Annotated in this window: 14 protein-coding genes and 1 riboswitch; of the genes, 4 read left to right on the top strand and 10 right to left on the bottom strand. The window is 43.9% G+C overall.

Going from position 1 to position 24,500, the window contains the following annotated elements; all coding sequences use genetic code 11:
- Positions 1–109 precede the first annotated feature (109 nt).
- The 3 genes from fliS to mutM all read right to left on the bottom strand — a co-directional run bounded on the left by fliS (position 110) and on the right by mutM (position 4,905).
- A complete protein-coding gene (fliS, locus tag JBF11_RS00950) occupies positions 110–1,192 on the bottom strand; it encodes a flagellar export chaperone FliS (protein WP_334315522.1) in 1,083 nt (360 codons plus the stop codon).
- A 16-nt stretch (positions 1,193–1,208) separates the two neighbouring features.
- Positions 1,209–3,938, bottom strand: coding sequence for a flagellar filament capping protein FliD (gene fliD, locus JBF11_RS00945; RefSeq protein ID WP_334315521.1), 2,730 nt, complete (start codon positions 3,936–3,938; stop codon positions 1,209–1,211).
- A gap of 133 nt (positions 3,939–4,071) precedes the next feature.
- A complete protein-coding gene (gene mutM, locus JBF11_RS00940) occupies positions 4,072–4,905 on the bottom strand; it encodes a bifunctional DNA-formamidopyrimidine glycosylase/DNA-(apurinic or apyrimidinic site) lyase (RefSeq protein ID WP_334315520.1) in 834 nt (277 codons plus the stop codon).
- A gap of 99 nt (positions 4,906–5,004) precedes the next feature.
- Between mutM and JBF11_RS00935 the strand changes: the two genes are divergently transcribed.
- Complete coding sequence (locus JBF11_RS00935) at positions 5,005–5,997, top strand: DUF1848 domain-containing protein (protein WP_334315519.1); 993 nt, start codon at positions 5,005–5,007, stop codon at positions 5,995–5,997.
- Between the two features lie 35 nt (positions 5,998–6,032).
- Here JBF11_RS00935 and JBF11_RS00930 read toward each other — a convergent pair whose 3' ends face one another.
- A complete protein-coding gene (locus JBF11_RS00930) occupies positions 6,033–6,686 on the bottom strand; it encodes an HAD-IA family hydrolase (RefSeq protein ID WP_334315518.1) in 654 nt (217 codons plus the stop codon).
- A gap of 111 nt (positions 6,687–6,797) precedes the next feature.
- On the opposite strand from JBF11_RS00930, the gene JBF11_RS00925 reads away from it, so the two are divergent.
- From JBF11_RS00925 to plsY, 3 genes are all read left to right on the top strand, one after another.
- Positions 6,798–8,705: a hypothetical protein gene (locus JBF11_RS00925; protein WP_334315517.1), complete on the top strand. Its 1,908-nt coding sequence runs from the start codon at positions 6,798–6,800 to the stop codon at positions 8,703–8,705.
- Between the two features lie 85 nt (positions 8,706–8,790).
- Positions 8,791–11,118 carry an ArnT family glycosyltransferase gene (locus JBF11_RS00920; protein WP_334315516.1) on the top strand — a complete coding sequence of 776 codons (2,328 nt, stop codon included), beginning with the start codon at positions 8,791–8,793 and terminating at the stop codon, positions 11,116–11,118.
- Positions 11,119–11,147: 29 nt separating this feature from the next.
- The gene (plsY, locus tag JBF11_RS00915) at positions 11,148–11,744 is read left to right on the top strand and encodes a glycerol-3-phosphate 1-O-acyltransferase PlsY (protein WP_334315515.1); all 597 of its coding nucleotides are present in this window, start codon (positions 11,148–11,150) and stop codon (positions 11,742–11,744) included.
- Positions 11,745–11,798: 54 nt separating this feature from the next.
- Here the strand turns inward: plsY and JBF11_RS00910 are convergent, their stop codons facing one another.
- The 6 genes from JBF11_RS00910 to JBF11_RS00885 form a co-directional block, all read right to left on the bottom strand.
- Complete coding sequence (locus tag JBF11_RS00910; protein ID WP_334315514.1) at positions 11,799–12,338, bottom strand: 4Fe-4S single cluster domain-containing protein; 540 nt, start codon at positions 12,336–12,338, stop codon at positions 11,799–11,801.
- On the bottom strand, positions 12,326–12,502 hold the full coding sequence (gene nrdD, locus JBF11_RS00905; RefSeq protein ID WP_334315513.1) for an anaerobic ribonucleoside-triphosphate reductase: 177 nt from the start codon (positions 12,500–12,502) through the stop codon (positions 12,326–12,328). Before nrdD ends, JBF11_RS00910 begins: the two co-directional genes overlap by 13 nt.
- A 10-nt stretch (positions 12,503–12,512) precedes the next feature.
- Positions 12,513–14,864 carry an anaerobic ribonucleoside triphosphate reductase gene (locus JBF11_RS00900; RefSeq protein ID WP_334315512.1) on the bottom strand — a complete coding sequence of 784 codons (2,352 nt, stop codon included), beginning with the start codon at positions 14,862–14,864 and terminating at the stop codon, positions 12,513–12,515.
- A 106-nt stretch (positions 14,865–14,970) separates the two neighbouring features.
- Positions 14,971–15,149: riboswitch (cobalamin riboswitch) on the bottom strand.
- Between the two features lie 173 nt (positions 15,150–15,322).
- Positions 15,323–17,671, bottom strand: coding sequence for a penicillin-binding protein 1C (pbpC, locus tag JBF11_RS00895; RefSeq protein ID WP_334315511.1), 2,349 nt, complete (start codon positions 17,669–17,671; stop codon positions 15,323–15,325).
- Between the two features lie 3 nt (positions 17,672–17,674).
- Positions 17,675–23,407: an alpha-2-macroglobulin family protein gene (locus JBF11_RS00890; RefSeq protein WP_334315510.1), complete on the bottom strand. Its 5,733-nt coding sequence runs from the start codon at positions 23,405–23,407 to the stop codon at positions 17,675–17,677.
- A gap of 135 nt (positions 23,408–23,542) precedes the next feature.
- Positions 23,543–24,496, bottom strand: a complete 954-nt coding sequence (locus JBF11_RS00885; protein ID WP_334315509.1) for an ACP S-malonyltransferase — start codon at positions 24,494–24,496, stop codon at positions 23,543–23,545.
- Between the last annotated feature and the right edge of the window lie 4 nt (positions 24,497–24,500).

Here is a 24,500-nt window from a genome sequence, read left to right as displayed (position 1 = left end):
GCATAGGTTAAAAAATTTTTCAAAAAAACCCTCTTCCGAAAAATTCCGAAAAAGGGTTTCAGCCGACCATGGCAGTCAGCTAAATTTCATTTATGCTTTTTACAGCGTATCACATATTTTTGTAAAGGGACATTTTTTTACTCATCAAGCCACCGGACATAAGTCCTCCCGCCATTTGCCCCATTGCCGCAGGACGGGATTGCGCAGGGCCTTTTTCCTCCTGCCCTTCTTCATTTCGGGAAGAAACAGCCATTCCGTTTTCTTGCTGCACGGGAGGCTGAACAGCCTGCATCTGATTTGGGGCTTGATTTTGCATTTGCTTTGGAGCATAGGCATTTGCCATGGCATGCATGGCTTGGCTTGTAACTTTTTGCTGTGCAAACGCTGGATTTTGCGCCATAGCAGGAGCCTGTCCTGCCTGGTTTTGCGAAGCCGGCTGCGCAGTCTGAGCTGTTTGCGGCGCAGAATTAACCTGCACAGTCTGATTCTGCGTTCTTGCCTGCATGAAAGGCTGGCTCAATCCCTGCTGCTGCATAAATGCACGGCTGGCTTTTTGCGCCATGGACATGGCAACAGGCTTGTTATGTGCCGCAACAATGTTTTTTCCGAGTAATTCTTCCAATTCTTTCTTGGCAAGCGATTTTTCCTCATCATTTTTCGCGTTCGCCAGTTTTGCCTGAACCCTTTTTATCGCTTCGGCTTTCTGCTGCGCTTCTTTAATTTTATCAGCACGCTCCTGAATGCTGCCGCCAAATTTCATTTGGGCATTGCCGTTGGAAGCCTGAACAGGCACAGGTCCCATTTTCATAAGCATTTCTTTCGCTTCTTCCGTCTGCATGGCTTCATAAAAAGAATCGCGCACAACCTGCATGTTGGCACGAACGCTTTTCAATATCGCCAAATCGTTTTTTAAATTCGCCATGAGCAAATTCTTATTCGTAAGAAGATATAAATTATGCAACCCTTTTGATATTTCACCGCCCTTTTCCATATTGAGGGTGGAATCCAATTCATTGATGATGTCAAGAGCCCGTGAAATGTAATTGCCTTTATCCTGAATTTGCTTTTGCTCCATTTTTTCAGCGGCCAAATCAAGAAAACGCAATAAACCGTCATAAAGCATGAGCGTGATATCCGCCCGCCCGACAGTGTTCACCTGTGCTTGTTTATAAGACTGCGTAGCATTTAACATAATCGCCTCTATATCCTTAGCCGGCATTCAATTGTTGGGCATAAGAACTGATCGTGCTGAGTTTTGAGTTATATTCAGTCAATGTTTGCTCCAACCGGGAATACTTTAATTTTTCCCGCTGCTCCCAAGCTGCAATCCGGCTTGTTTCAGAATCAATCTTGTCTTGCAGCTGCTCAATGCTTTCTCTGAAACTTGCTATGATGGTAGGAATTTTTCCTTGTTCGGCACCTTCTACCGTGCTTGATACCGTTTCTCTCTTTAAAAATTCAATTAATTCATTGAGTTTTCCTTGGCGGATATTGATTTTGCTTGAATAAGACCCTTGAGCCATACCGCCGTTGGCAAATTGAATAGCGACACCGGCAGCTTCGTTATGCATGTCGCCGACAGTCCATCGTCCGGGGAAATTAGGGTCGTTTTGGGCTAACACGCCATTGATATAAACATTAGTCGCCTGTCCGTTCGCATCAACATCATACGTAACGTTATAAGAACCCGCTTTTGCGGAAACCCCTGTTGAAGCGACCGTGAAATCGGCTGATGTCGTTGTTCCGGACATGGAGGAAGACAACAGCTCAATTACGGCAGCAGAGTCCTTTTCCAAAGCTTCATCGAGTTTTTTATCGTCAATTTCCAACAAACCGAAGTTTTCACTGCCCGTACTCGTGTTTGTGTTGATGCCTATCTCGCTCAATGCGGTGAAAAGATCGCCGAAAACATCATCCACGGATTGTTTTTTTGCGAAACCGGTGCTTGAACCGCTGACGATATTGTTGTATTCCGACAAAACAAGCTGAACGCCGTAGTTGCCTGTCAAGGCGCTGCCCATTTGCCAGGTGAGGGAGGAAGACATTTTGTCTGTATCGTATTCTCCCGTATCTTTTTCCGTATCGACTTTGGACAATTGCAAAATCGTACCCTTGACCATATTGAGGGCTTCAACGACTTCCTGAATATTTTCCTTGATTTTTTCACTGTCCTGTGTCGTGTTCAGAACGGTTTTTCCTGTACTTTTTACGGTAATCTCCATACCTTCGATCACTTCTGAAAAGGTATTGCTGCTTGAAGTGAATTTTTGTTCCCAGCCGTTCACATAAAATTCCGCGTCCTGAGCTTCCTGCCTGTACCACTTTTCACCGTCAGGAATGACTTCCTCACCGTTCACATCTTTATAAACAAGTTTATAGCCGGATGCGCCTTCCGCAACTTCGGCAGTCAGCCCTGCGTTTTTAGGGTCCGCATTGAAAGCGTCACGGGCGGCTTCCGCCTCTGTTCTGCCGGAAATTACGGGGCGTTTCCCAAAACCCTCCAAATCGGCATTCAAACAGGCGGCTTTAGGGTCGACATAATCGACAGCAATGCCCGCATTTCCCTCAAGAGCGGGAACTTCCGCGCATTCCACGGTAAGCGAAGAGGGATTGCCGTCCTTGTCCACATAACTGATTGTCGCGTTATTGCTTGCGTCGATATCAATTTTCGCGGTCACGTCCAATTTATTGCTTGCGGCATAATCATTGAATTGCTGCACGTAATCGCGCAGACTCATATCCTTTTCAATGGCTATTTCACGTTTCTTACCGTTACTGTCGGTAATAACGACCTTACCGGATTGACCGGGGTTCACAATACCGTCTTTATAGGTGAAATCAATTTGCCCCGTGGCGCTGTTGAACTGCGCCTCCAAACCGTCATGCTTGGGGTTGGCGTTGATTTCGTCAATCAAATCCTGAACGGTGGCTCCGTCCGCAATTTTCACGGAATAGTTTTTTCCCAAATACGCATAAGAAACGGTTTTCTCGGAACCGGAACTGTTGATGACATCGCTTGCGGAGCCAAACGCCTTACCGCCAAGCGCCTCAATGGTCGTGCTTGTCTTCAGGTTGCTCACGGCATTGCCTGTCGTTCTGTCCGTGAATTGCAGCTGATAGTCGGAACCGTTCAATTTCAAGCTTGCTTTTAAAGGCTGCCTGCTGTCTTCATTGAATTTAGCCACAAATTCATCAAGCGTCATACCGGCGGGAACATTGAACGTACGCTCCTTTCCACCGTAAAAATACGTGAACGTGCTGTCCGCGGCGGACATGACCGCCCCTGTTCCGGTGTAAACCTTGCTGCTGCTGTCCAAACTTGACAAGGATGAGGAAATGGAAAGATCGGATTTCGCTCCTGTGCCTGTGCCTTGGATTTGGAACATATAACCGTCACCGTTTTTAATAAGCGTTGCGCGAACTCCGGGATTTTTCGCATCATTGTTGATACGGCTGACCAGCTGTTCCAAATTGGTTCCGTTGGCGACATTGATATTGCGGGTCACTCCTTTATACGTATACGTGAACGTTTCATCCTGACCCGTATTATTAATAACGGCATCTTTGGAATCAAAAATCTGTTTGTAACAATAAAGGGAAGACGTGGCTGTTTTTTTGACATCCAGCGTATAGGAGCCTTGCGGGGTATTGCCTGTCTTTTTTACCGTAGCGGAAGCAACGGCGGATTCGGAACTTTCAATGGACAAGTTGTACATTTTGTTCGCAGTATTATATTTCTGCAAGACTGAAAGCGCGTCTTTCATTTGCGTGACGACTTCTTCCAAAGCGGAAATACGGTATTCATACTCCGCCTGAGAAAGTTTATATCTGTTGGATTGAATTTCTTGTGCAGACTTCAAAGACGCTATGATAGAATCGGTATCAATACCTGACCCTAAACCTGAAAAACTAATTCCGCCTGAAATTGTATTGGACATAATAACCTCACCGGGAAAATTCTACCCGCATAATTCTTCAATAATTTTTATGCAAAAATCATTCCAATTATTATATTTGATAGAATTTTTCCTCTGTAAAGCATATCGGCAAAAACGTTAAAAACTTAATGTTTCATTTTTGACAGCAAGGACAAAAAACCGTCGTTCTGCCCGCGGCAGTTGTTTTTTCCAATATATGCTTGCAAACACGGCATTTTTCCCCCTCACGCCCGTACACATTGAATTTATTTTGAAAACTGCCCACATCGCCTTTCGCCGTGCGGTAATCTTTTATGGAACTTCCGCAAAAAGCGATGGATTCCAACAAAACTTCCCGCAAACTCTGAAAAAGGGAAACAATTTCCTCATGCTGTAACGAACAGGTTTTCCTATGGGGTAAAATTTTCGCCCGAAAAAGCGCCTCATCGGCATAAATGTTGCCAATGCCGGAAACAATATCCTGCCGCAGCAATACGGATTTTATGCCTGCATTTTTTCCTTCAAGCGCCTGCAAAAATTCTTCCGCACGCATTTCCAGCGGGTCTTTCGCCAAATTCCGCCAAAATTTCCAATTTTCCGCGCTCTTATTTGTCAAAAACCGGCAATAGCCAAATTTGCGGACATCATCAAAAAAAACTTCCCCCTTTTCCAAATGCAAAACAAGGCGCGTATGTTTTTCAAGCTCTTTTTTTTCCGCATAATAAAAAAGGCGCCCGGACATTTTCAAATGAAAAGCCAAACCCAAAATTTCCTGCCCCATATAGGAAAACGGGCTGAAATAAATGAGCAAAAGCTTCCCTTTTCTACCCACAGCCTGAATTTTGGGCTGAACAACATTCAAACAGGCAAAATCAAGTCCGTCTTCCCACGAGGATTCATTCAAGCATGAAAAAGAACAAATTTTCTTCCCCACAATATCGGGGGCGAGCGTTCTTGCGACTGTTTCCACTTCCGGCAATTCTGGCATACTGTTTTCCTTTTATTTGTTTTCAATTTTAAAATATATGTTATTAAATATAAATATCAGCTAGCTAATAAGCAATGAGTGCTTGCAAATTAAATTTTTATGGACAATAATAAATCAAAACTTCTCACTCCAAACACTTTTACCCTCACACAGCCCATGATCATCAGTGCAAGCAGAAGAACAGACATTCCGGCATATTACAGCGAATGGTTTTTTAAACGCCTCCAAGAAGGCTATTGCTATACGACCAATCCCATGAACCCCAAAATTTTCTATAAAATTCCCCTTGACCAAGCAAATATCGACGCGATTATTTTTTGGTCGAAAAATCCCTATCCCATGCTGAAAAAACTTCATTTATTAAACGGATACGCCTACTATTTCCAATATACAATCACCCCGTACTCCCCTGACATTGAAAAAAACCTGCCCATGAAAAAATACCTTGTCGACACTTTTATCCGATTATCCGAGCGGATAGGAAAAAACCGCATTATCTGGCGGTATGACCCCATTCTTTTTAACACAACCTACACGTATGACTATCATATAAGACATTTCAAGGAACTCTGCCAAAAACTCGCCCCTTACACGACAAAAGTCATCATCAGTTTTTTGAGCATATACCGCAAAATACAAAAAACCTGCGAAAAACAAAAGCTTTACAGCCTCGATGAAAACGAAAAAAACAACCTGCTCAAAATCTTTGCGAAAATATGTTTTGAAAACGGCTTACGCATGGAAATTTGTTCCCAGGAACTTCCGAGAATTGAAAATTACCCTGTTTTTCCAGCCCGCTGCATTGATTTGAATTTAATCAACGAATTAATCAATAAAAAACTTATCATAAAAAAAGACCCCAATCAGCGCGAATTATGCGGCTGCGCGAAAAGCTGCGATATCGGCATGTACAACAGCTGTTACAACGGCTGCATTTATTGTTACGCCTCATACCAAAATGAACGCCTTGAAGAAAATAAAACGCGCCATGACGCCGAAAGCCCCATTCTGTTGGGCGAACTGCCGAAACACGCCCAAGTCATCGAAAGGAACATAAACACCCTGGCAAACGATCAGCTGCTGCTTATCTAGTTCCGTGTTTCCCGCGCGAAAACTGCCTGCCGCAATCACTGCAGCAAAAACATTTCCAAATTCTGCACGGTATCGATAATGAAATCCGTCTTGTATTCCAAGAACTCTTCCTTTGAACCATACCCGTATAAAACGGAGGCAACCTGCAATTTATTGTCTTTCGCCCCGATAATATCGTGCTTCCTGTCTCCGACCATGATCACTTCCGAAGACGCCTGTGTTTTTGTTTGCTCCAAAGCAAAGGCGATCACTTCCGATTTGGAAGTTCTTGTGCCGTCAAGCTCACTTCCGGAAATAAAATCAAAATATTGCGCCAAAGAAAAATGTTCCAAAATTTCACGGGCATAAGAACGAACTTTACAAGTCGCAAGAAAAATTTTCTTATCCGCCCGCTTTAATTTTTCAAGCATGCCGGCAAAACCCGCATAAACGGTTAAATCAAAAATCCCGTTTTCATTTGTATAATATTCACGGTATTTAGCAATCGCAGTGTTCACATCCCGTTCTTTCACCCCATAATCCAAAAAGGAATCCCGAAGAGGCGGACCGATGAACACGGTGAGGCTGTCCAAAGAAGGATAAGGAATTTTCAAATAATCAAGAGCATAGGCAACCGATTTTGTAATCCCGCTTTTAGGGTCGCTGATTGTTCCGTCCAAATCAAATAAAATTGTTGAAAACCGTGCCATAATTCCTCCTTGATGAACCATGCCTTTCAGGTATCATTTTTTTTAATGAAAAACAATACGCAATATGACAAAAAACTAGACTTTTCCTATGAAAAAGCATAAATCCTTCCTATGAAAAAAATAACACCCTCAACAATCCTGAAGGCTTATATCGTGTTGTTCTGCCTTATTCTCTGCGCCTGCAAAACAACGCGGACCACACAAACAATTTCCGATTTGCCAAGGGCGGACAGCCGTTATATCGGTTGGCTCGAAAAAGAATCCATTTTCAACGCAAGTCCGGAAAAAATAAAAATCGTTTCAGGAACACAGTTCGCTTGGAATTTTTCAAGTTCCAAACACGATAAGCACAATATTTTGGCTGTCACGCCCCTTTGGCTGCAAATCAATCCATTCAATTTGAAACACAAAGACCAAACTCCTCTTAAAATCATCAATAACAACAGTGCATTGCTTAAAAAAGCACAAATTTTCGGACTGTATCTGTATCCCAACAAAAATGCCGGTTTTGAAAACTTGTATTCCATTGAAAATACGAACGAAGCGGAACAGCACAGCCCTGTTTCCCTTTCCATATCCAACGACATAGGTACGGAAAAAGAATATTACGCCCTAGAAGCGAATGCCATCCAGCCGGCAGGAAACATCCTGCCCTTCAGCCTTGGCGTCGGCTCCGATTTTTTGCTTGCATTGCACAATGTCCGTGAGTACGCGGGACTTTTCATGATGCTTGAAATACCGAAAGAACTTTGGTCTGTTTTGCCTGCGCAAACCGATGAAAACTCTTTCAGCCCGTCAGCGCTTACAAAAGAACAATTTCAACGATTAAAAGAAATCGGTTTAATTCCGAATCATTTTTACAGGGATTTTTTTGACGGCTTCCCCAAAAGCGGTTTTGCCGCCAGCAATGAAATTTTAGGATACGACGGAGTGACAAGGCGCTGGCTTTATCGCTATGTAAATTCACCTTATACCCCTGTTCTCAATGTTTACGACCCGAGTTTCCAAACCCAGCGCATGCTCCAGGCAAGCATAATCCAAGAAATCGGCATACTGAAACAAGGACTTGTTTCCGTTTCCGTCCAAGACATCTGGGGGCAGGAAAGCATAGAAAATTCCGCAGCACGGCAAAATAGTTCACCTTTAAAAAATCACCATCCCGCCCTTTCCGCATTGGAAACCATCAACCGCGCCGTGCACGGTTACGGCGCTTGGACATTTTGCCGTGACAATTTCCCCCCTGACCATATGAAATCGCTGCAAAACGCACAAACAGATTTCGTTGCCGACACGCTTCTCATGCCGGCTTTGGAGCAAGCGCTTTCACAGGAAAAAAACACCCCTTTGCTTCAGGCTTTTCAAGTTTTACAGGAACAAAAAATCGACGAGCAAAGCCTTTGGCACGGGACACAACGTTGTTTTTCTTTTTCACCCTATGCGTATCCTGCGCTTACACAATTTATTCTTAAGAAAGCAAACATTACCAGACAGGAATGTTCCATTCTGAAAAAAATGCGGGAAAATCCGCTTCTTAGGGAAAACAACCTAAAATTCAATGAAAAGCTCCTCCATGCACAAAAAATGCAAACGCTTTTTCTTGGTTTCCAAAGCCTTTTGCCGGGGCTTAATATCATACATGCAGAAGACCTGACAGGCACGGTAAACAGCCATGAAAAGCACAGCCCTTTCAACAGGGATTTGCAGAAAAACATATTGCTTTTCGGCACCTTGGCGGAACAAATCAGCCACGGGGAAAGCCCGCTTCACCAACTTCGAAGCATTTGGAAAATCCGTCAGGAAAAACAGCTTCATTCAGCGAAATTGTGCTCGATTGCACCTACGCAAAACCCGAAAACGTTCGCTTTTATTTCCGAAACACCCCGAAAACAAAAAATGCTGTTAGCAATAAATCTCAGCGCCACCGCGCAGCCAATCAAAATCACAGCCCAAAAAAAATTCTCCATTCCCAAAACAGAACGAACCTTGCAGCCTTATGAATTGTATTACGCCTTTTTTTAACAAGCACATTCACCTTGCGCCTTAGCTATTTACTTTTACGGATAACTACGCTAAAAATAAAAAAAATATTTTGACAGGAAAAATTATGAGCAACAGCAACGAACCGAACACTGATGAACAAATCGCGCAGTTGGACCAAAAACTCCGCGCCATGAATACTTCTGCAAATCAAAACAGCGCATACGAAGCAGCCGATCCGCAAGACCCGCTTTTTGCGCAACATGCGGAAGAATATGAAAACCATACAAGATACGCTGAAAATAATCCGGCTGACGCTGACCCGCAGAAGAAAGACGAAGAAGTCCCTCTTTCCGCACAGTTTCAAGACGAACACGCCCGACATTCTGAACAGGCGGAACATATGGAGCGGGCGGAAGAAACAGAACGGGCAGGACAAACGGAACAGGCAGGACAGGCGGAAACTCCGGGCATGGCGGAAAAATGCTTCAATATTTTTTCAAAGCTCGGTCTGCCTCTTTTAATGCTTTTCACCCTTATCCTTTGCGGGCAGCAATTCTTATTTCCCCGTGATTTTTGGTTTTCGGAAGAAGTCCGCTATGCGGATATTTATATGAATATGCTCAGTTCCAACAACTTTTTCTCCCTGACATTAAACGGTCACCCTTACGCCGAAACAGGTCCCCTGTATTTCATCCTCGTATGGCTTCTCGATGCAATTCCCACAATCAATATGCCCCAGGCTTTTTTCGGTTCTTCCATCCTTTTTGCCATGCTTTTCGTCGCCAGCACATGGATTTTAGCGCGCGGCTTAGGGTATTCCAATAAAATCGCTTTCACCGCCGGGCTTATTCTTCTTTCAACGTTTTTCCTTGCGGGTTTTACCAATTACACCCGCATGGACCTGCTTTTCGCGGCATTTCTGAACCTCAGCTACGTCTGCTTTTTTAGGGCATGGCAAAAAAAATCCGCACCGATCTGGCTTATTTTCGCATTCCTTTTCCTTTGCTTCGCAGCCCTTACTTCAACACTGACGGCATTCATCCTTCCATTGATCGCTTCTTTCTTTTTCTTCATTTGGACCGGAAAATACAAACGTATCAACAGCGCCGACGGCATTATCGGATTTTTGCTGGCAATCCTCATTATTTTCGCATGGTTTTCCTATTTATATCTTCAAGGCGACGCAGAATATATCAGTTTGATTTTTGAACAACAAATCATGCAAAAAATCAATCCTCCGCATGCCTACCAAAGCGACCCCTACTGGTATTATCTGGCAGGGCTTCCGCTCGCGCTCTTTCCATGGATCTTTGTCATTCTTTTTGCCTCATGGGGAGCATGGCTTAAAAATTCACCGCAAGCCTTTAAAAACCGCAGGCAGGAAAATGCCGGCGCATGGCTTTTTCTTTTGATTTTAACACACCTTGCCGTATTCTCCCTTTTAAAAAATAAAAGTTTTTCAAATCTTGTTACGGTCGCCCCGTTTTTTGCGGTTTTATTCGCAAAGAGCTTGCTCGATTTCAGCAAATTACGCAGTAAAATCTTTTTCGGCATTTTATCCGTGCTGACCGTTTTAAGCGGTATTTTCTTCATTGTTTTTGAGTTTCACGCCTATATATTGGAATATTTGCCGAACCTCTGGAACTTACCGGGAGAAATTCCCGCATTTATTGAAGTCGCAACAAAAAATACCCATTTCGGATTAACCGCGATGGGAGCGTTATTCATTCTTTTGGGCATTTTGCTTTGGTATGTCGTCAAACGTCAATTCACCGGCGGTTCGATACTTGTTTATACCATAGGAGCGATACTTGCGCTGCAGCCTCTCAATTTCTTGGTCGCCCCTCAGCTCGGAACTATTTTAAGCACCAAAAACCATGCCTATCAAATGGCAAAAACCCATAAGGAAGAAAACGCCGTTCCCGCCGCTTACGCCCTGTATCCCGACGTTTTCACGTATTATTACAATGAAGCATTGAATCCCGAAACACATAGCCGGGCGATGATTACCCAAATAGAAAGCATAGAAGCATTGACAGACTTCTTGCTGAACAACAGCAAAGTGGTTTTGGCAATTTCCGAAAGCGAGTTTGAAAAACTTCCCTATAAGAATGAAGCAGCCATTCTCGACTATAAACAATGGATAGAAAACCAATACGTCATTCTGACATTATGGAATATCTCTTCCCATAAACCTGCTTTAAACACCAACAGCCATAATCAATTGATTGAAAACAACATTCTCAATAATTCAGACGGACTGCTTACTCAAGAAGACAAGAACGCCATTATCGACCCTGACACGGCAAATTCCGGCGCAGAGCCTGAAAATACGGAAGACTACGCAAAAACGGACGCCGCCACCGAAGCAAGCTTTGGAACGGAAGAACAAAATCAAGCGCCAACGGAAGAATCTGAAACGGAAACTCAAGCCCAACCGCTTGTCTTATAAAAACAAATTTGCCGAACATAGGGATTAAGATGGAAATTATTTGGGTACTTATCAGTTTTCTGTCAGGTTCGATACCTTTTGCCGTTGTCATTGCAAAAACATTCAAGGGCATCGACCCGCGCAAAGAGGGCAGCAAAAATCCCGGAACAACCAATGTCGCAAGGCTTTGCGGTTTTCAATACGGTTTGCTCACCCTTGTCTGCGATATTTTAAAAGGAACCGTTCCTGTCTTTCTAAGCATCTGGTTTTTTGATAAAACCGATTATGAGTGGCTGCCGAGCGCCTGCGCTTTCGCCGCCTTTATCGGGCATATCAAATCGCCTTTCTTGGGCTTTCATGGAGGCAAAGGCGTTGCAACGGGAATCGGGGTATTAATTCCTTTAGCCTTTCCGCCGCTTTTAGCTGCCGTCTGTTTATGCGTTCTTGTTATCGCTTTAACAGGCTATGTGTCAGCAGGGGCATTAACCCTTTATACGGCACTGCCTTTTTGCTATTATTTCTTTGACAGCAGCCGCTGGATACCTCTTTCCCTTGTTATGCTCGCCATTGTCCTTTGGACGCATAAAAGCAATATGAAACGCCTGCTGAAAGGTGAAGAAAAATCATGGCGCAAAAGCAAAAATTAAAAATTCTTTATATCTGAAAACAAAAGCCCTCATCAACCGATAAGGGCTTTTGTTTTATTCATTCCATGGATTATGGACCGCCAACTCGTAAATTTCCTGATTGGAACTGCCCACAAAAGGTTTTTCCGCTGTTTTTAATTCCTGCACAAAACGTCCCGTAATGACGGTATCAACGTATTTTAAAATCTCCCGCCGCAACCGCGCTTTTTCCGCGGAACAAACCGTCAGCAGTTCTTCCGCTTCATGCCCCGTGTAGATAACGATATTCCGTCCTTTCGCTTTGCAAACTTTCACAAGCGCGAGCAATGCTTCTTCCTGCAAAAAAGGTTCTCCGCCTGAAAACGTTACGCCGCCAGCCAGCTTGCTTCCGTATATTTCACGATAAATATCCAAAGCGCTTGTAAGCATTCCTCCGTTTTTATCATGCGTCGTCCCGTTATGACAGCCCACACAATGAAAGTCGCAGCCTTGAAAAAATACGGTTGTCCTTACTCCCGCACCGTCAACAACACTTTCATGCTGATACCCCGCAAGGCGGACAACAGTATTTTTTAAAAGCGTATGTTCTTCAACGGACAAATCTAGTGTCTGCATAAACAATCTTTGTCAGTGAAATGTTTCACCCTGTCCGCTTCTTCAGCTTTTTTCGCATCATTCCACCTGTCCATATCACCGACCAAATATCCCGTGATACGTCGTATCCTTGAAAAATGGACTCCTTCGCCGACAAGTTCGTCCTCATTCTTTTGATGTTGCATAACAATCTCCTTATTTATTGGGCAATGTATCGTCTTTTTCCTGAACCGTGGCATAGGAACGGGCATATTTCGGGTCAGGGCTGTATCCCCGCACTTTTTTCAAAACGGACAAAGGCAAGCCCTCGCCGTCATGCCGCCCGCAGCGCGGACACGTATCCCCGATTATTCCGACGTAGCCGCAAACAGGGTCACGGTCCACGGGATGATTGATGGAAAAATATCCCATATCGGAATCCGCCATAGCCGTAACGATAGTTTCAAACGCGTCAATATTGGGCGATAAATCCTCAGCCGCTTCAATATAACTGATCGCACCCGCAAGACAGTATTTATGATAACGTGATTCAATTTGAATTTTATCCCATGCGCGGATAGGATGAAAAACCGGCACATGGAAAGAATTGGTGAAATAATCCCTATCCGTTATTCCTTTCAGCACGCCGAACCTATCGCGGGTCAGACGCAGCAAACGTCCGGAACAGCCCTCGGCAGGACTTGCGATAAGACTGAAGTTCAATCCGGTACGCTTTGTTTCATCTTTGCAGCGGTCATGAAAGTATTTTATGACGGCAACGCCCTTTTCATTGATAACGGCATCTTCTCCATGATGTTTTCCGAAAAGGGCGACCAAGCATTCCGCAAGCCCGATGAAACCTATGGATAACGTTCCGTGCTTGATCACTTCGCGAATTTCATCGTCGGGACGCAAATTTTCACTGCCCAGGTAAACACCTTGTCCCATAAGGAAAGGATAATTCCTTGCCTTTCGTTTCGCTTGAATTTCAAACCTATCCAATAATTGCTCAAAAAGCAACCGAATATATTGCTCCGCCATCTCCATAAACGCATTGAAAAGTTTTTCCCCTTCCAATTCGGGATGTTCGGAACGTGCAAGCAAAGCCAGATAAGGCAGGTTCACGGTTGTAAAAGACAAATTTCCCCGCCCCGGAGTAACCGCCTTATCGGGTGCATAGTCATTGCCAAGCACACGAGTCCGGCACCCCATCACGGCGCAGATGGTTTCAGGCTTACCGTCATAATAGATACTATTGAAACTGGAATCGATATTATTGAAATTCGGAAACAAACGTTTTGCGGAACAGCGGCATGCCAAACGGAATAAATCATAATTGGGATCGCCCTTTCTGTTGACGCCTTTTTTCATGCTGAATATGGAAATCGGAAAAATAGGCGTTTCACCATTGCCAAGCCCCGCTTCTGTCGCAAGAAACAAATTCTTCGTGACCATGCGCCCTTCTTCGGATGTGTCCATGCCGGTATTCAGGGACGAAAAAGGAACTTGGCTTCCCGCCCGGGAATTAAGCGTGCAAAGATTATGAATCAATGCCTCCATAGCTTGATACGTATCTTTATCCGTGCGCTTGTAAGCAAAATCCAAGGCTTTTTTCGCGTCAACATCGACAGCGTATTTTTGAGCAAATTCCGTTAACATTCCAAGCAAAGCTTTTTTCGCCTCATCATTCATAAGCAGTCTATGCCCGGCATGATACGCTTTCAGTGCATTTTTGACATCGGCAGCAAGATCGTCATTATTAAAATTCGCTTCCAAATATAAAAGGATATTTTTAATATATGAACATGCAACATAAGGAGCAAGGCTGAAATCCAAGGTCGGCACAGATTGCCCGCCAAACATCTCATTTTGGTTGCTTTGAATGATGATGCAAAGCAAAGTCGCCGCAGCGCCGATACTGCTCGGAGAACGCAATGCGCCGTGTCCCGTGTTGAAACCGCCGTCAAGAAGCTTACCCGCATCAATCTGCAGGCAATTCAGGGTCAAAGCATAAAATTCCATGTCATGGATATGAATAATTCCTTGCTCATAGGCTTTGACATGCTCTTCACGGATTAAAAACTTCTTATTGAAATCCTTGGCGACTTCACTGCCGTATTTAAGCATGGTCCCCATGGTTGAATTGCCGTCGATATTGGCATTTTCACGCTTCATTTCACAATGTCTGCTGTCGGAAAACGTCAGCTCCTTCATAAGCTTCATTAAAGCCCCGGAAGCATCGCGGATGTCGCTTCTTTGCTTTCTGTATAAAATATAAGCTTTCGCTGTCTTCGCGTGTTGGTTTTCAATAAGGATTTTCTCGACGCTGTCTTGAATATCTTCAATATTCACTTGGTAAAACTCAATCGAATCATCAGCATATTCAAGTTCGCCGACGCCTTTTTCAAGAATATACGCATTCACTTTATACGCTAAAATCCTCGCCCTTTCTTCGTCAACTCCGTCAACAGCTTTTGCGGCTTTAAAAATTGCCGCTTGGATTTTCGATTCATTATAGGGTTCTTTTTTTCCGTCCCTTTTGATAATACTGCTAATTCTCTTTTCCATATCAACCTACAAAAAGAATTTGAGAACCCCGTTTAAAAAAAGACCTGTATCACTTTTAACAGCATACAGGACGGCAAAACGAAAAATCTCTGTTTCCACCGAAAGATTTTCCTGTATGTGTGAGATCGGTCTTCTGGCTTCCCTTCATCCATTTTTTGTACCTTCCCAAAAAAAATTTTCAGTGGCATATTGCAAAAAATGTCCGGGTTACAGCGGCGGGGTCCGCAACGGATTTGCACCGTTTTCCCTAAAGCGTTTCGCTTCATCTCATGGATTTTTAATAATCAAAATTCACAAAAAGTCAAACAGACATGGATTTTTTTAACATAATCTTTTTAGGAAGTTATAAAATAACATTTTATTATTAATCACTTTTTTAAAAAATTAATAATGCGATTATAACTAATTATTACCATTAAAAACTTAAACAAATTTTTTTAAAAAAAGTCTAGAAAATTTTAAAAACCCGCTTTTTCAACCTTAAAAGTCAAAGAACCGGAACGCCCAAATTCATCAACGGCATAAACAGTATGCACACCCGCCTGCGGTACATACGACAGACTCGAATTTTTTTTCGTATGCCCTAAATACGCATCATCAACAAACCAATGCACAATATCAACATCGGCATCGGCGTCGGCAAGAAGGGAAATTGTTTGTGAATTTTTCATATCTTGCTGATATAACACCCCATTAACGGGAGATATAATTTGCGGGGCATTTCCCTGATACCGGGGAATTTCCTGCAGACACTGCAAACTGTAAGGCGGAACCGGTTCTTTATGGATACCCGCTTTCGCAAACAAACGCTGCAGCTCCAAAGACCAAAACTCATAAATTTCTTCTTTGGTAACTCCTTCGATTTCCTTACATTCCCTAAGTCCTGTTTGCGTGTTGATTAAAATTTTCCGAAGCACCCCTGTTTCCTTGATAGGTGATTTTGCAGGAATAAAATATGCCTGCACTTTCGGCTTATTCCCACACAGCGAAAGATCGGTATCCCCTGTTGAGGCGCAGACTTCAATTTCCTTGATATTAAGATTGTCCTTGGTGTACCAAGCCTTGTCAAAGCCGGTCTTCAACCTTTGCAAACTTTCCGCCACCTGAAAAAACAAAGGCAAAGCCGCCTGCGAACCAATGAAATTGGGGTTGGCGCTCGCATCAAAATTTCCTATCCAAACCGTTAAAACATAAGGACCGAAAACTCCCGCCGTAAGAGCGTCCCGCTGTCCGTTCGACGTTCCGGTTTTCCACGAAGACAAAACGGAACCGAAAGGAAAAAGCGATTTCGTTTCAAGCATTTTCAGCGTGATATAGCTTGCTTCCGAACTAAGCAGCGGAAATTCTTTTTCTTTCTCCTTGGCATAATACGTAAGCTTGCGGTAAAATCCCCGATTGGCAAGCATTGCATACAAGCCCGCCAAATCACGCAAACGGATTTCCGCCCCCCCTAAAACAAGCGCCAAGCCATAATGTTCTTTCTTACGGGGAAAGACTATCCCCGCTTTTTGCAGAAATTCATACAAATCAGGCGAAGATAAACGCTCCGCCAATCGGATTGCGGGAATATTCCTGCTTTTTTTCAGCGCCTCGTCAGCATAAAGCGGCCCGCTGAATTTTCCGTCCGCATTTTCAGGTTCATAGCCTGCAAAACTTCTTTCAGTGTCCAGCAATATGGTCTTTGAATGGATAAGCCCCTGTTCCAAAGCAAGAGCGTAGATAAAGGGCTTCAGGGTCGAACCGTAAGAGCGGGGGATATTTGTTCCGTCAATTTGCCCGCTGATACGGACATTGTAAAAATTTGCCGACCCGACCAAGGAAAGAATTTCCCCTGTTTGCCAATCCGCGAGCACCATAGCCCCGTTTTCCATGCCATAGGGCTTTTTATCCGCAAGGTACTGCGTCAAAACATTTTCCAATTCTTTTTGCAGTTCCAAATCAAGAGTTGTTTGTATGACTTGTTCTTCCGGAAAATCCCTTTTCTTTTTCCGAGGTCTGTCCGCATAAATTTCAAGCACGGTATGAGGAAAATAAAAAGGCAAATCTTTTGGGGCAAAAACCTTTAAAGGCAACTCGGCGAAAAAACTGTTGTAAGGGTTCGGTTTTTGACTGTCCCACAACGCAAATAAACGTTTACGCGCCTCATTCCATTGATTGTTTGAAGCTTTTAACGGATTTCTGGCGCTTGGGTTTTGGGGAACGGTCACAAGAGCGATGATTTCCGCAAGGTTCAATTCCTGAATATTTTTATGGAACCACACTAACGAAGCCGCTCCGATTCCCTCGACATTCGAACCGTAAGGAGCCAAATTCAAATAAGCCTCTAAAATTTCATCTTTCGTATAATGAAATTCATAAATGAAAGCCCGCCAAATCTGCTGTATTTTCGTGAAAACAGTATCCGTTTTCGTTTGTTCGGAAAGACGGACCAGCTGCATGGTGATAGTGGACGCGCCAATCCTGCGTCCTCCTCTTGCCATGCTGTACACAGCTCTGCCAAGGGATAAAAAATTCACTCCCGAATGCTCATAGAAATCCCTGTCTTCATAAAGGAGAGTTGCTTCAAGCACAGCCTGCGGAATTTGCTTCAACGGCACAAAACAACGGTATTTTTGGTCTTCGCTGAGGCTGAGCCACAGCAATTTCCCCTGCCTGTCCCGAATAAGCCAAGAAAATTCCGCTTTTTCATATAAAAGCGGCTTGGCGCTGAAAACAACGCTTGCCGTAAAAAGAAAAAACGGCACAAGCAAAAACAAAAGAACAACGCTCTTTTTGTTTTTCAGTCTTGTGCCTATTCTTTCCAGCATTGATTATTCTGCAACAATTCTCGTATCTTTTATGGTTAAGTCACGAGCGTAAAGCAAAGGATTTTCCGCAGACTGCACGGTGATGTCAGGCAAAACAAAATTTCCTTTATTGCTTACGCGCACTTTATAACTAAAAACCGTTTCCCTGTTTTCAAGAGTTGCGAAAAGCAAAGCCCTGTCTTCCAGTTTGTCTGCAAATTCAACCTGCATTTCTGCTTCGTCCCGCAATACGCCGGCATCGCTCCTGCCCTGCATGGTTCCAAGGCGCAGCGGTTCAGCAGACGGCACGGCAATAAATTCAAAAGCGGCAGGCAAAATATCCGTAATCATGACGGATTCGGACTTGCCTGTCTGTGATTTCGCTTTTATCACCACGACAACTTCTTCCCCGACCCGGAACGCTTTCACAGGAGCGCCGTCCGCATCACGATATTCACGGGTTACGGAAAAAGCCTGCTTGCCTTGCCCTGCGAAACGATCCTTATCATATCCGCTGACACTTACTTGGTAAAAAAGCGGTTTTTCCGCTTGTATCCGCACAGTATTGACGGAAACAATCCCATCGCTGTCTTCCAGGCTTATACTGTGCGAAACAGTATCTTCCGTTTCCGCAACGTTGGAAGAAACAACATTTCCCGCCTTATCCGCAAAAGCCAAATAGGAAGCAATGATTTCAACATCCTGCCGGGCGCCGGTTTCGATGATGGTACGTATCGCCAGCGCTTCGGAACTCTGTGCGAAATATTCCTGCAATAAACTGTAAAGTTCCTGCATATATTGCTTGCTCTTCTCGCTTTCCAATTTTTCAGGAAAATGTTTTGCAACAATTTCCCCATATAAAGCCCGTTCCGAAAGGCTGTCAAAACCTGCGGGATATTTTCCCGCATTTTGCATTGCAGGCATATATTTTTCAATAAACATACCGGCAAGTTCGTCCTGCATCATAAGCTTCATGGAACCCGCCATTAAAGATGCCGCAATATCGCTTTCCCAATTCTTCACATTTTGCTCAAGCCATGTTGTCAAATTCGCCATGATTTGAGACGTGATTATGCCGTTTCGGGTCAATCCCCAAGCGCCGTAGGCAATGGCTCTCGCTTCTTCCAGATCGCTCGGCATATGCGCTAATTTTTCCTGCAACGCGTTCTTTATGTCTTCAAAAAGATAACTTGCGAGGGCAAAGCCTTTTTCCCTTGCGGTGGTAAGAAAATCAAAAACAAAAGCAAGCTCGTAGACGGATAAGGACCCGTAATTATCCCAACGGTAGAAAACATTGCGGTACGTGTGACGGCTTTCAAGAATTTGCAGACACTCCATGATTTGGGAACGTATTTTTTCTTCTGAAAAATCGTCCAGTTTCGGAGCGTATTGCTTATTTTCCAAAAGATATAACAAAGGCATAGCCTTTGCCACGCGCTGCACGGTGCTTGGATAGCAAAACCAAGCATTACGCTGCAAGAGCGCCTGCACATACGGGATAGGTGCAGATGAAACACTTGCGGAAAGCATTGCGAACTGCGGATACAGTTTTCGTGAAAGAACAATGTCTTCCGCATATTTTTTATTCTTTTCCGAAAGCATGCCAAGCGTTACCGTGCCATACCGAGCAGAAGCCGGGCGCACGGAAAGCATTGCGGGCATTGTTTGCTTCAAGCCTGACTGTTTTTGCGTCACTATGAAGCGAAGCGTTTTTTCACCGAAAATATCATCGCCGTCTTTCACTTTTATCCGCAGGCGTACAATGTTTTGCTTACCCTCTTCAAGAACGAGAGCGAGCGTATCTTTTCCGACCAACTCAAAGGCTGAGCCTAAATCCATTTTCAATTCAATATCTTTTAAACGCTTATCCTTACGCATATCCGTCAATAAAAGAGTCGCTTCGAATTCATCCGTAGGAGAAACGAAAAACGGAAGATAAGGCTGCACGACAATTTCGGCTTGGCACGAAACATCTTTTTGCGCGGCATTGGCTTTTGTATCGGAAACAGCCACGGCAAAAACACGCATATTGCCATTATAGGTATCCGGCACGGGAATTTTTATTTCTTTGCCCTTTTTATCGACATCCAAAAGTCCTGACCAGAAAACAGCAGGCTTGTAATCCCTCACTTTAAAAGGATTTACCCCTGCGCTTCGCAGCGCGTTTTCATGTTTTGCGGCAAAAAGCATATCCCCGCCGAACTTTGCCAGCTGCTTTTGCATAAGAGAAAATTCAGGCATAAGCATATCCAAATATTGATATGTTTGCACGGACAGCGCCCTGTCCAGGAAAAGCTCCTGCAAAGGATTCGGACGCTGATAGCCCGTCAGGCGGATAATACCCTCGTCAACAGCATAAACAAGCACTTTTGCCGGCTCATCCGTGCGAACCTGCACTGTGAACTCCTGTCCCGGACGGGCGACAAAATCTTTTTCACCCTTTGCTATTTCAAGTTCCAAACCAAGCTTGCGTTTGGACACATCAACGGTAAACGGCAAAACCACGCTTGCGCAAGGCTCCACAAAAATCTCTTCATCTTCAATGTCCCTAAAATACAAAACATTGATATACGCTTTTCCCTCCAGTCCTTCAGGAATTTCAATGGATTGAACGCTATTTCCCTTATCGGCTGCAAACCATTTTGCGGCATAAACCTTATCACGTTCGATTGTAATAAGCCCCGATCCTTCGTAAGGGGTTTTCAAAGCTACTCTTATGCTCTCGCCGGTCTTATACTCTTTTGTGTCGACAGCTGCCTGCAAATCCGCCGACTTATATTCGTCAAACTGCACGGAACTGTCTCCCACAACGGTATAGCGGACCTGCAAAACAACACGTTCCTTTTTATCTTTGAACACAAGCAGTTTTTCGCCCACTTCGGACGTATCAAGGCTGAAATGCAAAAGCTCACCGTTCAGCTGGGCGGAACCCGTCGAAAGCAGCTTTTCGCGCCGAACTTTCGTATATTGGTATTTTCCGTTAACTTTAACCAAACTCTTCACAAAATCAGACTGATACAATTCAACGGCAAGCTCGCCCATCGCATAAGGTTTTGCAAACATATCCAAAGCGATGATTTCAAGACTCGCTTTTTCCTGCTGTGTCAAAAACGCCAAATTGCTCTGCGTCTTATACCCGAGCACGGCGCTGAGGGGTGAAACATACAGCAAATCCTTAACAAGGATGTTGGAAGCGCCCTGCGCGTCAAAAACTTCTGCTTGCAGCGTCAAAGCCAAGCTTTCATATCCAATTGCATTGACATCAATTTTTATATCCGCTTTTCCTTCCTTATCCGTGACAAAGCTGCCAAGTTCCTGCACATTGCTTTTCTCCGCTTTGCCTGCGTCATAAAAAATGAAGTCTTTATATTCATTATCAAAAGCAAACTGCATGGGCGAAGCGATAAGCCTTGCCTTGACAGTATTGCCCATTGCAGGCGAACCGAAAAGATTTTCGACGGTTACCGTATACGCTAAATCCTGCAAGTCTTCTCTGCCATACCATTTTTTTACTCCGGTAAGATTATTTTCAAGCTTTGCCTTGATAGTGTCCGGCGTAAAATCCATGACATAAAAATCTTTCGCCAACAATGACGCGGAATTATCCGCTTTTTCAATATGAAAACGATACATGCCGCTCACGGCGTTTTCAGGAATTTTACAGGAAAATTCCCCCATTCCCTGCTTGGATACGGTAATTTTTTGTTTACGGAGTATTTTGCCGCTGCTTGCGTACACAGTTGCGAGAAGAGGCATGTTTTCAAGTCCGGCGTTCATATTTTCCTGTTTTAAAATAAAACCGAAATATGCGGTTTCCCCTGCACGATACATGTCGCGCTGGGTAAAAATAAAACCATTCAAACTCGTTTCGGAAAAAACTTTTCCGGAGGTGTCCGTTCTGTTTTGAGGACGCAAAATGAATTGATAATCAACATAAGGAAGAACTGCCATATCATCTTTAAATTTTGCGGCAATGGCAACCACTTGCTTTTCCCGCTCATAGCCCGCCAAGGAAGGCAAAGAAACAACGCCGTTCCTATCCGTCTTCCCTTTGAAAAGGGCTATGCCGTTCGCTCCCAAAACTTCAATTTCAGCTCCGCTGACAGGCTTTCCCGCGGCCAAGGAAGTAAGATACGCCTGCACGTTCTCTTCGCTGTCGTCAGCTTTCACAATAAGTCCCAAATCGCTGAGCATAATGAAACGGGAATCGGCAGCAGTTACCGCACCTTCTTTTTTCGCTTCAACTGTTATATGGAAAAAACCTTTGTCATTTTTCAGGAAAGGCGCCAGATCCAAAGAAGCGAACTGCGCTTTTTCCGCATTAGTAAAGGCTAAGGGGAGACTTCCCTCATGCACGATACTCATGCTGTCAAGCATTTCACCGTGAACTTGTCCGTATTGGGCTTGTTTTAATAAGGGAATATAGGAATTAATAAATTCCGGGCGGATTTGCCTGACTATATAGTGAATTTCATCCGCATTGCGTGCATACAAGGAAAGTTTCTTATCCCCGCGCAAAGAAAGCAGCGAACCTTTTTGCATGATTTTCATCACGCTTTGCAACGCATCAAACTGCACCAGCAAATGAATATCCTTATCAATGACGAAACCGTCCGGACCTTGTACAGGCGCGGAAATGGTCAGATACGCGCAGCGCCCCGCCTCAACAGCGTTTTGCGGTGCAAGCATTATGAAACGCGTATTTTCTTCCCTGTTATTCAAGAACGAAAGCTCCAAATTTTCAGATTTTTTCAATACGTCGGGACTGATTTCCGCAAAAGACCACCATTTGTAAGGCGGGTTGTCCTTCGCCTCTTCCGTCTGCACTTTTTCACGGGGCAAAAGAACAGCGTGGATTTTATCTTCCAACTGTTTGGGAAGAACAGGCAGGCTGAATTCCGCAACGATATTTTGCTTGGCAGACAGATCGGGCAATTCCTCAATACCTGCTTCGCTGCCGATGAATTTAAAAATTTCACTTTTTGACGGAACTTTAATCACATATTCATGATTAGAGGCCAATTTTCCCCCTGAAACAGCCTGCACACCGGCAAAAAGCTGAATTTTCACGTCAGCTGCCTTATCGCTCACTTTCAGCACGGGAATGGAAAAATACAAAGTCCCGTTATGAAAGTTTGTTTCCATTTTTCCAAGTGTCACCGCACCCGTGCTCACAGGAACAACATGAATTTTGGACTCCAGACTTTCCCTGTCCACTTGGTAATTGAACGATACGGAACCTGTGATCATCATGGTTTCAGCATGTTCAGGATCAAATTTAAAATCACCGACAATGCTGGGCTTGAGCGCCTGCGTTGTAAACTGAACAGGCTTTGTGATCACCGTGAGTTTCGGCAAAGACTCTTTCCCGAACTGTACGGAAAATTTTGTATCGGCTTTCCATTCCTTACTGGGATAAAACGCAAGCGAAAAATCAGACTGCCATTGCCATTTTCCTTCCATTTTCGGGGTTATTTGAATTTGACCGGTTTCAGGCAGGATATCCTGAAAACTGCGTCCGCAAATTTCAAATGCCTTATCTCCGTATTTTTCTTTACAAACTTTTTCATCAGCAGAAAAATTCAAATAAACAGGGTCCATTCCCTGCACAATACGTATCACTTTATTTTCCGCAATTTCGTTCACAGAAGTTTGCTCCGCCAAATAGCGTATATATTCAACGGAATTTTTCGCATGAGCAGAAGAACAAAATATAAAAAATACAGCTAAGTAAAAAATTTTATTCCAAATTTTCATATGGCGAACTCCAAAATCAATTTGCTTTTTTCTTGAAACATATCCAATATCGCTATTTCTGACAAGTTAAAGCAAAGATTTTTAAATAAAAAAAATCAGCCGATTAGGCTGATTTTAAAATAATTTTTTTTGCTATTAACAATTATTGCTGATATAATTATCGGCTTCTTCAAGGTTCGGGATATGAATTGTTTCAAAACAACTGTCCGCCCCCTCGTTCACTTTGATGATTTGCCGCATCATACGGGTTAAAATTCCCTGAGGACCGAATTCAAACCATTTCCGAACGCCATTTTCATATTGACTGCAAATGGTTTCAATCCAATACACGGAAGAAGTCATCTGTTTTTTTATTGCAGACCGGAGCTTTTCAGCTTCTGACAACGGTTCCCCGTTGATATTGCAATAAACAGGAAATTCCGCGTCATGAAAATCAATGGAACTCAAATATTTTGAAAATTCGGCAGAAGCTTCAGCCATCAAAGGCGTATGGAAAGCGCCGCTCACAGCAAGGGGAATACATTTTCCGCCGAGCGCTTGGGCTTTTTCAACAACTTCTTCAAGCGCCTGCTTATGTCCGCTGATAGCGAATTGTCCGGGGGTATTCCTATTGGCAAGCCGCACCATTTTGCCGGAATTATCGGAAACGTCTTTGCAGAGCGTTTCAACCTGTTCCGCATTTAAACGCAAAACAGCGTACATGGAGCCGATTCCCTCGGGATCTGCTTCAGCCATTAAACGACCGCGCAAAGAAACAGCCTGCAAAACATCATCAAGGCTCAATACCTTTGCGGCAGCCAACGCGCTGAATTCCCCAAGGCTGTGCCCGGCTGTGCAGTTAGGCTTGATATAATCTTTCGTATAAAGCCATAAAGCCAAGTTCACAACAGTAATGGCAGGCTGCAGATTGCGGGTATTCGCCATTAAATCATTGTCATTGCTTTCCCAATAAATTTCACGCAAAGGCACACCGCTTATTTTTTCCGCCTTAATCCACAAATCCATAATATCGGAACGTTTCTCGGAAAGGCGTTTGCCCATTCCGAATTTTTGAGAACCTTGTCCCGGAAATAATATAGCAACACTCATGTTA

The sequence above is a fragment of the Taurinivorans muris genome, assembly GCF_025232395.1.
GTDB lineage: Bacteria > Desulfobacterota > Desulfovibrionia > Desulfovibrionales > Desulfovibrionaceae > Taurinivorans > Taurinivorans muris.
The sequence above is the reverse complement of the archived record's forward strand: the minus strand, read 5'-3'. Positions and strand labels throughout refer to the sequence as shown.

What these genes read in the sequence shown, in the direction of transcription:
- JBF11_RS00890 (WP_334315510.1), bottom strand. Translation starts at nt 23,407, where the DNA reads ATGAAAATTTGGAATAAAATTTTTTACTTAGCTGTATTTTTTATATTT.
- JBF11_RS00900 (WP_334315512.1), bottom strand. Translation starts at nt 14,864, where the DNA reads ATGGAAAAGAGAATTAGCAGTATTATCAAAAGGGACGGAAAAAAAGAA.
- JBF11_RS00920 (WP_334315516.1), top strand. Translation starts at nt 8,791, where the DNA reads ATGAGCAACAGCAACGAACCGAACACTGATGAACAAATCGCGCAGTTG.
- pbpC (WP_334315511.1), bottom strand. Translation starts at nt 17,671, where the DNA reads ATGCTGGAAAGAATAGGCACAAGACTGAAAAACAAAAAGAGCGTTGTT.
- JBF11_RS00925 (WP_334315517.1), top strand. Translation starts at nt 6,798, where the DNA reads ATGAAAAAAATAACACCCTCAACAATCCTGAAGGCTTATATCGTGTTG.
- fliS (WP_334315522.1), bottom strand. Translation starts at nt 1,192, where the DNA reads ATGTTAAATGCTACGCAGTCTTATAAACAAGCACAGGTGAACACTGTC.
- fliD (WP_334315521.1), bottom strand. Translation starts at nt 3,938, where the DNA reads ATGTCCAATACAATTTCAGGCGGAATTAGTTTTTCAGGTTTAGGGTCA.
- JBF11_RS00885 (WP_334315509.1), bottom strand. Translation starts at nt 24,496, where the DNA reads ATGAGTGTTGCTATATTATTTCCGGGACAAGGTTCTCAAAAATTCGGA.
- nrdD (WP_334315513.1), bottom strand. Translation starts at nt 12,502, where the DNA reads ATGCAACATCAAAAGAATGAGGACGAACTTGTCGGCGAAGGAGTCCAT.
- plsY (WP_334315515.1), top strand. Translation starts at nt 11,148, where the DNA reads ATGGAAATTATTTGGGTACTTATCAGTTTTCTGTCAGGTTCGATACCT.
- mutM (WP_334315520.1), bottom strand. Translation starts at nt 4,905, where the DNA reads ATGCCAGAATTGCCGGAAGTGGAAACAGTCGCAAGAACGCTCGCCCCC.
- JBF11_RS00935 (WP_334315519.1), top strand. Translation starts at nt 5,005, where the DNA reads ATGGACAATAATAAATCAAAACTTCTCACTCCAAACACTTTTACCCTC.
- JBF11_RS00930 (WP_334315518.1), bottom strand. Translation starts at nt 6,686, where the DNA reads ATGGCACGGTTTTCAACAATTTTATTTGATTTGGACGGAACAATCAGC.
- JBF11_RS00910 (WP_334315514.1), bottom strand. Translation starts at nt 12,338, where the DNA reads ATGCAGACACTAGATTTGTCCGTTGAAGAACATACGCTTTTAAAAAAT.